Source organism: Arthrobacter sp. NPDC080082 (assembly GCF_040686595.1).
GTDB lineage: Bacteria > Actinomycetota > Actinomycetes > Actinomycetales > Micrococcaceae > Arthrobacter.
On sequence record NZ_JBFBKQ010000003.1, the window covers coordinates 289,091 to 301,834 of the forward strand.

Here is a 12,744-nt window from a genome sequence, read left to right on the forward strand (position 1 = left end):
GGCCGCTGGGGCCGTGGATGCCGTGGCCGCGCCTGGGCGCGGCAGGGCTCAACTAGTCAGGAGACGACCCCGGGTCAAAGGACACCGGGGAGGGCGGCGCGAGCAGGTCCCCCTGCGCCGGAATGTTGAGGGCGCCCGCGAGGTGCAGGCGGAAGCTGGAGAGCCAGGCAGGGTTGGCGTTACCGCCGGAGGGTGCGCCGGATCCTGAGCCGCTGCCGGGAACCCCCGGTGCGGGGTCCGGGGCGCCCGGCGCCCACTCATCGGCCGGATCATCGGCGAGGGACATCATTGGGGTTTCAGCGTGGTTCGGCGCCGCAGGCTGCGTGCAGGGTATCGCGGAGACCGTCGCCGCGACGGCGTCCCCGGCTGCGGCCGAAGCGGCAGGGGCAGGCTCTATGTCCGCAGAGGGGCTCTGGGTGCTGCCCGAAACGGCTTCGGCCGGAGGGTCGAGGGTTGCCGCCACGGCAGCCCCGCCGGGCAGTTCCGATGGGAGGGCCGGCAGTTCCGACGGGACGGCGGGCAGCGCCGGAGGCGTGACGACGGCGGCAACCGGCCCGGTCACGGCGCCGAGGACCGGCCCCACGCCGTCGACGACGGACGCGACGGCAGAGTCGGCGGAGACCACGACGGCGGACACGGCACTGTCCGTAAGGCCCAGGACAGGGTCTGTGACCGGAGTCAGCGGCGGGAGCATGAGGGCCGAACCGACCACCGGAACGTCGGCCACCGGGACTGTTGCCACCAGGGCATCCGCCCGGGACGTCACCCCACCGGCCAGGGGCTGCAGCTTCGGCACCACAGAGAGGAGCCCCGGTGCGGGAGCGTCACCGTTGGGCCGGGAAGCCAGCGGGAGTTCGACGGCCACATCGGGAGCGGCGATCGCCGTTACGGTGGACAGGACCTGCCCGGCGAGCGGCCCTCGGTCGGTGGGGGAGTCGGCAGAGGCTGCCGTGGCCGAGATGGCAAGCCACGAGGTCGCGGCGGCAGCCGCGAGGAGCACGGGCCGGACCACGCGCCACAAGGGCCGTGAACTTTCCATCTCAATACACCTCCCCCACGGAGCAGCGATATGCAAGTGAACCCAGCATACGGATGATGAAGGAGTAATTTCCAGAGATTTCTGTAGAAAGTCTGGCAAATGGATTAAAGGCAGTGAGCACTCCTCTTCCGCCCGGCGAGGCACCTTCGTCCAGTCAGGGCGGGGCGGTGAAATGACGCTCGCGCCGAATGCTGGCCGAGGCACCCCGGGAAGCCGTCGCGGACCAGGCATGAACAAAACCGGGAGGCGTCCCCCAAGGACGCCTCCCGGTTTACTGCAGTGGTGCGCTGGTTAGCCCTTGAACGCGTCCTTGACGTTTTCGCCGGCCTTCTTCACCGAGGCCTTCGCCTGGTCGGCCTGGCCCTCGGCCTCGAGCTCTTCGTTGTGGGTGGCCTTGCCCACCGTTTCCTTCAGCTTTCCGCCTGCGGATTCAGCTGGGTTCTGGATCTTGTCTCCGATACCCATGATGTACACCTTCCTTGTTCGTTGCTGCGGTTACGTACTTCTGTGCATTCACCCCGGCGGGGGATTTCTGTGTGCAGACCTACTTAGCGGCCTGTGCGGCCCGACGTGCGGCCTAGCGGCGCGCAGGGGGCTGTGTGCCCCCGCGGCGGCCCAGCCGTCCCCTGAGCCAGCCGGCCAGCGCCGTGACAACTGCTGCAATGATCTTGTTGCGCATGGTTCTCTCTTCCGTGGTCGGGAGAGCGCCGGAGTGAATCGCTCTACATAGGTAAAGACGCGCCCCGGCGGCGGATCGTCACGGTCCGGTCCTGACTTTTCTGGAGAAAATTTGCCGTGACCTTGACGGGGCCGATCAGTAGGATGAGCGCATGGCTCAGAATCCCAGGTCCGTGGTCCTTCCCGTGGTCGCCGCCGCCGTCTTTGCGGGCCTCGGCCGGATGGTCCTGCAGAAGGTCCTGGCCGACCGAGCCGCCCGCGAGACGAATGTTGCCGGGCCGCTGGATGAGAAGACCAGGGCCTGGATCAGCGAGGTTGTGCGGACGCCCCGCCAGTAGCGGATCGGACCACCCCAAGACCCTCCGCGGAGGGCACAAAGAGACTGCCAATACCGAAATCCGGACGGTCGCAGACCGCCCGGATTCCGCGCGCCCCAACCGCGACAAGAGTTGTCGAATCGTTTGACGAAAGTTAATTCGTTACCTGTGGTCTATGTCATATCCGGCTCTCAGTCTGTACTGTGTGAAACGGCTGGTATCCGCCGGGCCGCATGTGACAAGAGTTGCTCCAGCGCCCGTTCCAGACCACAGTCCCCGGCCTCCGCGCCGGGACCGTTCCTTCTGAAAGGTTCAAAACACTCGTGAAATCACCAGGAAAGAGCTTCCTTCGAAGCGGGGGACTCCGGAGGGCCGCGGCACTGACCCTGGGCTTGCCGGTTCTCCTTTCAACCGTTGCCATCGCGCCCGCCACCGCGGCCACGGCACAAGGCGCCACCGTCGCCGGCGTCGCCCAGAAGAATCTGGACCCGGCCAACTACCCGGACGGCCGCTACATCGTCATGCTGGCCGAGCAGCCGGCGGCCAGCTACGAGGGTTCCACTCCCGGCCTGCCAGCCACCAAGCCCGCGCCGGGCAAGAAGCTTGACCCCAGCAAGGGCGAAGTCAAGAACTACCGCGCGCACCTGGAGCAGAAGCAGGCCGAGGTCGCCGGCAAGCAGAACGTCAAGATGGGCCGTCAGTTCTCTGCTGCGGTCAACGGCTTCAGCGCCAAGCTGACCACGGACCAGGCGATCAAGCTCGCCAAGGACCCCAGCGTCCTGGCGGTGGCTCCGGACACGGAGAACGCCCCGGACTACTCCACCACCGACTTCCTCAAGCTCAGTGGTCCCAACGGCACCTGGAACACCACCTTCGGTGGCCAGGACGGCGCCGGCAAGGGCGTCGTCGTCGGCGTCATCGACACCGGGTACACCCCGGACAGCGCCTTCTTCGCCGGCGACCCGGTCAAGCCGCTCTCCGGCGCCCCCGTGGTCGGCGTCCCGTACCGCGCGGCGGATGGCAAGATTGCCATGCTCAAGGCCGACGGCGAGACGTTCACCAGCGACTGCCAGAAGGGCGTCGACTCCGGTGCATCCTTCGACGGCACCGCCTGCAACTCCAAGGTCCTTGGCGCGCACTACTTCGCGGACGACTTCCTTAGCTACGTGGCCCCGGGTGACCGGTCGCCGCTGGAGCAGCTCTCCCCGGTTGACGTGGCCAGCCACGGTACCCACACCGCCAGCACCGCGGCCGGCAACGCAAACGTCGAATCCTTCGTGGACGGCCGCAGCTTCGGCCTGACCAGCGGCATCGCCCCGGCGGCCAAGCTCTCCATCTACAAGGTCTGCTGGGAAGACACCGATCCCAACACCGGCGGCTGCTACAGCTCCTCCTCCGTCGCCGCCGTCGAGCAGGCCATCGAGGACGGCGTCGACGTCCTGAACTACTCCATCTCCGGTTCCGCGACGTCCGTCATCGACCCGGTCTCCATCGCGTTCCTGAACGCGTCGGCCAGCGGCATCTTCGTCGCCGCCTCCGCCGGCAACTCCGGCCCCACCGCCAGCACCGTCAACCACGGCGCCCCCTGGGTGACCACCGTGGCGGCCAGCAGCTTCTCCCAGGAACTGCAGGGCACGGTTGAATTCGGTGACGGCAGCAAGTTCCGCGGAGCCAGCATCATGAACCGCGAGGTCAAGGATGCCGGCGTCGTGCTGGCAGCCAACGCCGCAGCGGCCAACGCACCCTCCTCGCCCGCCCTCTGCGGCCCCAACACGCTGGACGGGACCAAGGTCGCCGGCAAGGTCGTCGTCTGTGACCGCGGCGTCGTGGACCGCGTCGCCAAGAGCGCCGAGGTTGCCCGAGCCGGCGGCGTCGGCATGATCCTGGTCAACCTCACCAACTCCTCCCTGGACGCGGACCAGCACGCGGTGCCCACGGTGCACGTGAACCCGCCCGCCACCCAGACCATCAAGGACAAGGTCGCGGCCAACCCGGGCATCAAGGTGTCCCTGGTCAACAAGGACACCACCGGCCTGCCCCTGGAGGCGCAGCCGCAGATCGCCGGGTTCTCCTCCCGCGGACCGCTGCTGGCCACCGATTCGGACCTGCTGAAGCCGGACGTCACCGCCCCCGGCGTTGCAGTCCTGGCAGGCGTCTCGCCGATCGGTGAAAACGGTGCCAAGTTCGGCTTCATGTCCGGTACCTCGATGGCTTCCCCGCACGTGGCCGGCTTCGGCGCGTTGCTGCTGGGCAAGAACCCCACCTGGTCCCCGGCCGCGGTGAAGTCCGCCATGATGACCACCACCTCCGACGTCAAGCTCGCCGACGGCACCAAGAACACCGACGTCTTCGCCACCGGCGCGGGCGAGGTGGACCCGGCCCGCATGGTCGACCCGGGCCTGGTGTACGACGCGAACACCCAGGACTACCTGAAGTTCATCCAGGGCACCGGCGTGGACCTGGGCCTGAAGTCCAGCACCAAGGCGCGTGACATGAACGTCCCGTCCTTCGCCCTGGGTAACCTCACCGGGAAGATCGAGGTCACCCGAACGGTGACCGCCTTGACTCCGGGTGTCTACAAGGCCAGCGTCAACGTCCCCGGCATCAAGGTCAGCGTGGCCCCGGCGGCGCTGAACTTCAAGGCCGCCGGCGAACAGCGCACCTTCAAGGTCACCTTCGAGAACCAGGGTGCCCCGCTGGGCCAGTTCGCCATGGGCTCGCTGTCCTGGCAGGGTGCGGGCAAGACCGTCACCTCGCCGATCTCGGTCCGCCCGCAGTCCGTGGTGGCTCCGAAGGACGTCACCCTGACCACCAACCAGGGCACCGGCTCCGGTGACATCAAGGTGGTCTCCGGCACGAACAACCCGACCAACATGACGCTGGACGGCCTCTCCAAGGCCGACGCCACCGCCGTCGAACTGGTCCCGGGTCCGTTCACCGCCACGGCCGACGCCTCGACCTATATCAAGACCGTCCAGGTTCCGGCCGGCGTGCCGCTGGCGAAGTTCTCCGTGATCTCCTCCGATCCCGCCGCCGACTTCGACATGTACGTGGTTACCCCGCGCGGCGTGGAGCAGGTCGCCACTTCGTCCTCGAGCGAGACCCTCTCCATCCCCAACCCCGCCGCCGGTAAGTACACGATCTACGCGAACCTGTACGCCAGCCCGGGAGGCAAGGCCACCAAGGCCTCGGTTGAGGCGGCGGTGCTCGGCGCCAACGTCGGCAACGCCTCCGTCTCGCCGAACCCGCTGAAGCTGACCAACGGCAAGGCCGGCAAGGTCACGCTGAATTGGAAGGACCTCGCAGCCGGTTCGTACATCGGCCGGATCACCTTCGAAGGTTCCAGCGACCCGACCTTCGTCACCGTCATGGTGAGCCCCGACGGCACCACCGCCGTGGCCCCCACCGCCGAGGACCAGGCCAGCAACACCGGCCCGGGCGACGAGGCGGGCACCGGTGACGCGGCCCAGCTGGAGAAGGGCGCCCAGGTCAAGAAGGAACAGGCCAAGGTGGTCCCGCAGGATCCGGACAGCCCGAACAACGCTATCTAGCGGTAGCGCGTAACACCTGAACACAGCAGTGGCCGGCGGTCTTACCGCCGGCCACTGCTGTGTTCTTCTGCTGTTTGTTCAGTGTGCCTTGGCGCCTTGGCGCCTTGGCGCGTTGGGGCCCAGGGCTCGGCGCCGGGCGCCCGTGCACCGGTCCGCCCCTGCGGCGCTTAGACCGCGCCGGTGGAACCGGCCGTCCCGCCCAGGAGCGGGGCCATGGACTTCCACCGGGAGATCTCGCAGCCGTCGGTCCGGCTGAAGCGGGCCTCGACGCCGCGGCCCCGGTACGTGCCGGTGACCACCGCGACCTGCGGGCCGCCGTACTGCTGGGTGCAGAGCTTCGGCGGCCCGGGCACGGGGAAAAAGATGGCCTCGCCGTGCTGCCGGACGGCTGCCAGCGCGGCGGCGGCGTCGGGGAGCGTGGATTCAGGGCCGGGCTCCTGGCCGTCCGCGACCAGCCGGAACACGTACTCCGGGCCGCCCGGCGCCTCGGTCAGCGTGATGGTGAGGTCCACCTCGGGATTCGTGGTCCGGTCGTGGGGTGAAGCTGCCGGCTCGCCGGCGCCATTGGTGGCGGTCATGGCGTTCCTTCCTGGGCTGCGGTGCGGGACTCCTGGCGGGCGGCGGCCGTGAGCAGCGGGTCGAGTTCCCGCAGCAGGCGGCCCCGCAACTCCTTGGCGGCGTCCGCGAAGCCGCGCTGCCGGTCCACATAGTCGGCCTTGCCCCCGGCGGTTTCGATCCTGATGGGCGGGTAGCCCCACTCGCTGAGGTCGTAGGGGGAGGCCTGCATGTCCATGGCCCGGATCTGCCAGGAGAGTTCGAAGCAGTCCATCACCAGTTCGCTCGGCAGCGCGGGCGCCAGCTTGTAGGCCCACTTGTAGAGGTCCATGTTGGCGTGCAGGCAGCCGGGCTGTTCGAGGTCCCGCTGGTTTTCCCGGCTCGGCGAGAGGCTGTTCAGCGGCACGGCATCCGGGGTGTAGAACCGGAAGGCGTCAAAATGCGAGCAGCGGATCCTGTTCTCCTCCACCACCTGGTCCGTGCCCGCGGAGCCCAGCCGCAGGGTGAGGTATTCGTGGCGGAGCGCAAACTTGTCCTGGCGGTAGACCATGGCCCATTCGTGCAGGCCGAAGCAGCCGAACTGTGCCGGCCGGGCCGCCGTGCCGGCCAGGATGATCCCGGCGAACTGCACCGCCTCGCGCCGTTCGGCCAGGAAGCGCTCGACGTCGACGGTCACCGCCGGGACGCCGTCGGGCACGCCCGCGGCGGCGCGTTCGGCGTCGTCGGCGGCGCGGTAGTACTTCCAGTCAGTGCGCGCGGTGGCGGCCGGGCCGGAGAGCACGACGCCGGCGCCCGGGTGCCAGCGCAGCAGCTGCCCGGGTTTCTGGGTGTAGTAGGTGAAGAGGAAATCCTCCACCGGGTGCTTGCGTCCGGCCGACCGCCGTGCCAGGTAGGGGTCGGCGTAGGTCCGGACGCGTTCCTGGTGGGCGGCCTCCCGCCGGGTCCACTGTTCGTCTGTCAGGTGTTGCAGTTTAGCCAGCCCCGCCGCTCGAGCCCAGGACGTCCTTGGCGGCGTTCCATTGGGCGATTTCGCAACCGTCGCGCAGGCTGAAGGTGGCTTCGACCGGCCGGTCGTCCACCGAGCCGGTGACAGTGGCCTCCTGCGGGCCGCCGTACTGCTGGGTGCAGGCCTTGTCCGTGGGCCGCGGCGCCGGGCTGAGCAGGGCGGCGTTGGCCTTCAGGGCGGCGCAGGCGGCAGCGGCGGAGGGGTGCTGGCTTTCCGCCGCGGGGACGCCGTCGCGGCAGACCAGGGTGTAGTTGGCCGGCTGGCCGATGCCGCCGGGCTTGACCATGATGGAGAGCTCGGCGTTGCCGGCGCCCGGGCCGGGCGTGGGTGCCGGGGCCGAGGGGGACGGTGCCGCCGCGGTGGTCTCGGCGTCCGCGGACGGGGTGCCGCTGGTACCGCTTGAGGGGGTGCCGGAACTGCCGGTGGAGTTGGAGCTGGAGCCGGCGGGGGACGAGCCTGTCGGGCCGGGGCCGCCGGAGCCGCCCGGCGAACAGGCGGCCAGGGCGGTGGCCGTGGCCGCGATCAGCAGCACGTGCATCAGGGGTTTGCGCATGGCGGACCTCCTCGGGTTGGTGTCCAGTCTATCGCCGGGTGGCCGCGATCAGCCGGGTCATAGCGGCATGGAGTTCGGCCACCTGGTCCCGGCTCAGTCCCAGCCGGGCCATCATGGTGCCGGGAATCGCCGTCGCGTCCCGGCGAAGCGCCGCGCCGGACGGGGTGAGCCCGACGGCGAGGCTGCGTTCGTTGCCTTCGGCCCGTTCCCTGGTCACGTAGCCCACGGCCTCGAGCCGGCGAAGCAGCGGGGAGACCGTGGCCGGGTCCAGGTCCAGGGCATCGCTGATCTCGCGGACGGTGCGCGGGCTGGATTCCCAGAGGGTCAACATCACCAGGTACTGCGGGTGGGTGAGGTGCAGCTTGTCCAGGACGGGTTTGTAGGCGGCCACCACATTGCGCGAGGCGACGGTGAGGGCGAAGCAGAGTTGGTGTTCCAGCAGCAGGTCTTCGTCGATGAAGTCGGGGCTGGCGGTGGCGCTGTCGGTCATGGAACTCCTCGGGGCACAAGACGATTAGTGCACTAATCATTAGCGTACACTGGTGGCATATCCGTTGCGAAGGAGTGGTGATGGCGAAGGAATCCGCCGCCGAGCGGTTCATGCGGGCAACCGGGAAGTTGCGGGCCGTGTTCGGTCCCGCCAGCCGCGGCTCTCTGGGTCACGACATGACCGAGCAGAACCGCCGGCTGCTGGCCCAGCGGGAGGCAGAGACCCGGCAGTGGGAGACCGTCCGCCGCTTCGACGGCAGCACCTACGTGGTGCCGCGGGACCCCGGGGACAAATCGCTCCGCTAGGCGGGAAGCCCCGGCTCATTTCCCGCCGTCGGGCGTAAAATTGAGGCACCGGCGGCCCCGGTCCGCTCGCTGGGAACGACGTCCCGGCCGACGCGTCGCCCTTCCGCTCATCCTGTCAGCAGGGGAGGAGGTGGAAACCATGGCACATGCACTGCGCAGGGCCGCCCACAGCGGCCGGCTGCACCCGTCCACCTGGGTGCGGTTCGTCTTCGGCCCGGCCTCACGCGGAGACTACGCCGCCCCGGTGGTGCACCGGCACGACGCCTTCGAACTCGCCTCCGAGCAGGATCTCGCGGGCTTCGAGATCGAGACGGATGCGGCGGGGCATCACTACGCCGTCCGCCGCGAAGACCTTCCCAAGGAACAGGTCTGACCCGCTGTTTAAACGCGAAAGGGAGCGGCAGGCTGCCGCTCCCTTTCGTATGTCCCGCGTGAAGTGCCTTAGCGTCCGGTGCCGCCGTAGACCGTCGCCTCGTCCTCGCTGTCGAGGTCGAAGGCCTTGTGGATGGCCCGCACGGCGTCATCGAGCAGGTCCGCGTGGGTGACCACGGAGATGCGGATCTCGGAGGTCGAGATCATGTTGATGTTGATTCCGGCCTCGGACAGGGCGGCGAAGAACCGCGCCGAGACGCCCGGGTGGGAGCGCATGCCCGCACCGATCAGCGAGAGCTTGCCGATCTTTTCGTTGTATTCGATGTTCTCGAAGCCGATCTCGGCCTGGGCGGCGCGCAGGGCGGCCAGGGCGTCGGCGCCTTCGACGATCGGCAGGGTGAAGGAGATGTCCGTCCGGCCGGTCCCGTGGGTGGAGACGTTCTGGACGATCATGTCGATGTTCGAGTGCGCATCCGCGATGACCTGGAAGATCGCCGCCGCCTTGCCGGGGATGTCAGGGACGCCGACTACGGTGACCTTGGCCTCGGAACGGTCGTGTGCAACGCCGGAGATGATTGGCTGCTCCAAGGCAACTCCCTCTTGAATCGTGATCTTGTCGTCGGCGCTGGGCAGCACCCAGGTGCCTTCGTGCTGGCTGAATGAGGAGCGGACGTGCAGCGGGACGCCGAAACGGCGGGCGTACTCCACGCACCGCAGGTGCAGGATCTTGGCCCCGGAAGCGGCGAGCTCCAGCATTTCCTCGCTGGAGATGCTGTCGATCTTGCGGGCGGAAGGGACCACGCGCGGGTCGGCGGTGTAGATGCCGTCAACGTCGGTGAAGATCTCGCAGACGTCGGCGTCGAGGGCGGCCGCCAGGGCCACCGCCGTCGTGTCCGAGCCGCCGCGGCCCAGGGTGGTGATCTCGTTCGTGGTGCGGCTCATGCCCTGGAAGCCGGCGACGATCGCGATGTGGCCCTTGTCCAGCGCGGTGCGGATCCGGTGCGGGTCGACGTCGATGATCCGGGCCTTGCCGTGAATGCCGTCCGTGATCATGCCGGCCTGGGAGCCGGTGAAGGACTGGGCCGATGCGCCGTATTTGTTGATCGCCATGGCCAGCAGCGCCATCGAGATGCGTTCGCCGGCGGAGAGCAGCATGTCCATTTCGCGGGCCGGGGCGGAGTCGGTCACCTGGGCGGCCAGGTCGAGGAGTTCGTCGGTGGTGTCACCCATGGCGGAGACGACGACGACGACCTCGTCGCCGGCGTTGTGCGCGTCCACGACGCGGCGGGCGACCCGCTTGATGCCCTCGGCATCGGCCACCGAGGAGCCGCCGAACTTCTTCACGACGAGGTGTTTGGTGGCGCCCGGGATCACCGGCAGCCCCTGCGGCTGCGGTCCGGGGTGGACTTCGGTAGTGGGCAGACTCATGCGCGCACCCTCACTGGATCATCGGGGTTCTGGGTGAAGCAGCCAAACGGCGCGACCGAGTGGTGCGACGGCGGCTTCAGCCCAAGTTTATCGCCGCGGCCGGTCCGGCGTTCAATTGTGACCGGCGGGCGGACCCGCCGCCGGTGGCCGGTCCAGCCGGTAGCGCCAGGAGGGGAGGCCCTTCCCGGCGCGGTCCTGGGCCGCCGTGAAGTAGTGGTCCGGGAAGAATCCCAGCGTCTCAAGCAGCCTGCGGGAGGGGAGGTTGGGTTCGTAGACGCCGGCCAGGACCGTGCCGATGCCCCGGTCTTCGAACAGCCAGCGCACCAGGGCACCCGCCGCCTCCCGCCCGTAGCCGTGGCCGTGATGGTCAGGGTGGATCAGGTAGCCGAGGGCGGCGGCGCCGGCCGGGATGGGTCCGGGGGCGGGCGGCGCCTCGGCGGTCCAGGTCCGGGCATCGCCGATCACCTCGCCGGTGGCGCGCAGGACCACGGCCCAGCAGAGATCGAACTGCTCCGGGGTGGAGGCCTCGGCCCGGGACAGCATGGTGCGCAACCGGGTGGAGTTCTCGGCGGGACCCAGCGGGGCGTGCGAGAGATACCGGGTGACCTCCGCGTTGCCGCGGAACCGCAGCAGGGCGGCCTCGTCCCCGGCCGTCAGGGGCCGGAGAGTCAGCCGTTCGGTGGGGATGGGGTCCGGGATCATTGTCCGGAACTCTACCGCCCTGCCTGCCGCCGGTCTGTTCCGGCCGGCGGCAGGGGTGCAATACTGGCCCGAAAGTCCGAACCGCACTGTGGGGGTTGCTATGAGCCAGAGGCCAGCGTTGAGATTGTCCGGCGTCGTCCTTGACGCCCCCGATGCCCGCGAGTTGGCGGACTTCTACCGCGGCCTCCTGGGCTGGGAGCTCGGTCAGGATGAGTCCGAATGGGTCACGCTGGTCTCCCCGGACGGCGGCGCGGGGCTCTCATTCCAGAGCGACGCCGGGTACGTGCCGCCGGTCTGGCCCGCCGGGCCCGGGGCGCAACAGATGATGATGCACCTGGACATTGCCGTCGCGGATCTGGCCGAAGCCTCCACCCACGCGCAACAGGCCGGCGCGACACTGGCCGACTTCCAGCCCTAGGACGACGTGCGGGTGCATCTTGACCCGGCCGGACATCCGTTCTGCCTGTTCCTCGACGCCTGAGCCGCGGCGGACACCGACGGTGCGGGCCTCACGGAAGGCGCTGAGGACGTGGGGTAGGAAACACCCGTACCTCGGTGCGTTGATCGGCCTGGTGGTGATAGCCATCGTGAGCACCTCCGCCTGGCTGGCCCTTTCCGGGCGGGAACCAGGACCCGTCATCTTTAGCGGCCTTTCAAATGTTGTCGTCTATTGGCTGATCACCGTGGTCTATCTGCGCGCGACGCGGAAGGAGCGAAAGGAACTCGCCGGGAAGGGACAACTGCGCGCCTTTCTTCGCTACCCGGATTCTCTGCCGGGTTCCCTGAGCGGGATCTGGAATCCCGGCATCGTCACCCCCACCGAGGGAGCGCTGCGGTTCCAACCCGCCGCCTACGAGACCCGTGAATCGTCCGGGCGCTCGACGAACTTCACGGTCGCGGACGTCTCGGAGCGCTGGACGATCACCGGCAAGGACCGGAAGTACCTGCCGGCGTCGGCCGGCTACGAAGCGGTCACCCTGGCCACCGAAAAGGGGAGGGTGGAGCTCGCGGCGAGTCCGGAGTCGCTGGACCTGTTGGCAGTGATCCGCCCACCCATCGGACAGGACAATCCCGGGCCGCGCGGACACTGACCCGGGTGAGCCCCTTTCCGGTCCTGCTTCGGGCTAGCTGAGGGCGTTGCGGCGGCCCTCGAAGGCGCGGCCCAGGGTGACCTCGTCGGCGTATTCGAGGTCGCCGCCCACGGGCAGGCCGGAGGCCAGACGGGTGACAGTGATGCCGATGGATTTCAGCATCCGCGCCAGATAGGTGGCCGTCGCCTCGCCCTCCAGGTTGGGGTCCGTGGCGATGATGATCTCCTGGATCGCGCCGTCGTTGAGCCGCGTCAGCAGCTCTCGGATCCGCAACTGTTCCGGGCCTACCCCGGCGATCGGATTGATGGCGCCGCCCAGCACGTGGTATCGGCCCCGGAAGGAACGGGTGCGTTCGACGGCGAGGACATCCTTGGACTCTTCCACGACGCAGATGACCGACGGATCACGCCTCGGGTCACGGCAGATGTTGCACATCTCCTGTTCCGTGACGTTGCCGCAGACCGTGCAGAACTTCACGCGTTCCTTCACCGTGGTGATCGCCTCGACCAGCCGTTTCATGTCCTGCGGGTCGGCCTCGAGGATGTGGAAGGCCAGGCGCTGGGCGGATTTCGGCCCGACGCCGGGTAGCCTGCCGAGCTCATCGATCAGCTCCTGGACTGCACCTTCGTACACAATTTCCTCGTTCGTTGGGGGTGG

15 protein-coding genes are annotated in these 12,744 nt (G+C 68.7%); 6 read left to right on the forward strand and 9 right to left on the reverse strand.

Annotated elements, in window-relative coordinates:
• Window positions 1-52: 52 nt before the first annotated feature.
• Window positions 53-1,039, reverse strand: a complete 987-nt coding sequence (locus AB0O44_RS08250; RefSeq protein ID WP_364136402.1) for a hypothetical protein — start codon at window positions 1,037-1,039, stop codon at window positions 53-55.
• Between the two features lie 291 nt (window positions 1,040-1,330).
• Window positions 1,331-1,504, reverse strand: a complete 174-nt coding sequence (locus tag AB0O44_RS08255) for a CsbD family protein (protein ID WP_364136404.1) — start codon at window positions 1,502-1,504, stop codon at window positions 1,331-1,333.
• 365 nt (window positions 1,505-1,869) lie between these two features.
• Here AB0O44_RS08255 and AB0O44_RS08260 point away from each other — a divergent pair, with 365 nt between their 5' ends.
• Window positions 1,870-2,055, forward strand: coding sequence for a hypothetical protein (locus AB0O44_RS08260; protein ID WP_290256742.1), 186 nt, complete (start codon window positions 1,870-1,872; stop codon window positions 2,053-2,055).
• 371 nt (window positions 2,056-2,426) lie between these two features.
• Window positions 2,427-5,585 carry a S8 family serine peptidase gene (locus AB0O44_RS08265; RefSeq protein ID WP_364136406.1) on the forward strand — a complete coding sequence of 1,053 codons (3,159 nt, stop codon included), beginning with the start codon at window positions 2,427-2,429 and terminating at the stop codon, window positions 5,583-5,585.
• A gap of 167 nt (window positions 5,586-5,752) precedes the next feature.
• Here the strand turns inward: AB0O44_RS08265 and AB0O44_RS08270 are convergent, their stop codons facing one another.
• The 4 genes from AB0O44_RS08270 to AB0O44_RS08285 are packed head-to-tail and all read right to left on the reverse strand — an operon-like array spanning window position 5,753 to window position 8,189.
• Window positions 5,753-6,163, reverse strand: coding sequence for a serine protease inhibitor (locus AB0O44_RS08270; RefSeq protein WP_364136408.1), 411 nt, complete (start codon window positions 6,161-6,163; stop codon window positions 5,753-5,755).
• Window positions 6,160-7,119, reverse strand: coding sequence for a 3-methyladenine DNA glycosylase (locus AB0O44_RS08275; RefSeq protein WP_364136687.1), 960 nt, complete (start codon window positions 7,117-7,119; stop codon window positions 6,160-6,162). Before AB0O44_RS08275 ends, AB0O44_RS08270 begins: the two co-directional genes overlap by 4 nt.
• Window positions 7,112-7,699: an SSI family serine proteinase inhibitor gene (locus AB0O44_RS08280; protein ID WP_364136410.1), complete on the reverse strand. Its 588-nt coding sequence runs from the start codon at window positions 7,697-7,699 to the stop codon at window positions 7,112-7,114. The genes AB0O44_RS08275 and AB0O44_RS08280 overlap by 8 nt, the downstream gene beginning before the upstream one ends.
• Window positions 7,700-7,727: 28 nt before the next feature.
• Entirely contained in the window at window positions 7,728-8,189 is a 462-nt protein-coding gene (locus AB0O44_RS08285; protein ID WP_364136412.1) for a MarR family transcriptional regulator, read from the reverse strand.
• A gap of 80 nt (window positions 8,190-8,269) precedes the next feature.
• Here AB0O44_RS08285 and AB0O44_RS08290 point away from each other — a divergent pair, with 80 nt between their 5' ends.
• Window positions 8,270-8,494, forward strand: coding sequence for a hypothetical protein (locus AB0O44_RS08290; RefSeq protein ID WP_364136414.1), 225 nt, complete (start codon window positions 8,270-8,272; stop codon window positions 8,492-8,494).
• A 139-nt stretch (window positions 8,495-8,633) separates the two neighbouring features.
• The gene (locus AB0O44_RS08295) at window positions 8,634-8,867 is read left to right on the forward strand and encodes a hypothetical protein (protein WP_364136416.1); all 234 of its coding nucleotides are present in this window, start codon (window positions 8,634-8,636) and stop codon (window positions 8,865-8,867) included.
• 68 nt (window positions 8,868-8,935) lie between these two features.
• Here the strand turns inward: AB0O44_RS08295 and AB0O44_RS08300 are convergent, their stop codons facing one another.
• Both AB0O44_RS08300 and AB0O44_RS08305 read right to left on the reverse strand, forming a co-directional pair.
• Window positions 8,936-10,294, reverse strand: a complete 1,359-nt coding sequence (locus tag AB0O44_RS08300) for an aspartate kinase (protein WP_290256736.1) — start codon at window positions 10,292-10,294, stop codon at window positions 8,936-8,938.
• A 111-nt stretch (window positions 10,295-10,405) separates the two neighbouring features.
• Window positions 10,406-10,996, reverse strand: a complete 591-nt coding sequence (locus tag AB0O44_RS08305) for a GNAT family N-acetyltransferase (protein ID WP_364136418.1) — start codon at window positions 10,994-10,996, stop codon at window positions 10,406-10,408.
• A 100-nt stretch (window positions 10,997-11,096) separates the two neighbouring features.
• Between AB0O44_RS08305 and AB0O44_RS08310 the strand changes: the two genes are divergently transcribed.
• Window positions 11,097-11,414 (forward strand): VOC family protein, encoded by a 318-nt coding sequence (locus tag AB0O44_RS08310; RefSeq protein WP_364136420.1) that lies wholly within the window; start codon window positions 11,097-11,099, stop codon window positions 11,412-11,414.
• Window positions 11,415-11,583: 169 nt separating this feature from the next.
• A complete protein-coding gene (locus AB0O44_RS08315; protein WP_364136422.1) occupies window positions 11,584-12,087 on the forward strand; it encodes a hypothetical protein in 504 nt (167 codons plus the stop codon).
• A 33-nt stretch (window positions 12,088-12,120) separates the two neighbouring features.
• Here the strand turns inward: AB0O44_RS08315 and recR are convergent, their stop codons facing one another.
• Entirely contained in the window at window positions 12,121-12,720 is a 600-nt protein-coding gene (gene recR / locus AB0O44_RS08320) for a recombination mediator RecR (protein ID WP_364136424.1), read from the reverse strand.
• Window positions 12,721-12,744: the final 24 nt, after the last annotated feature.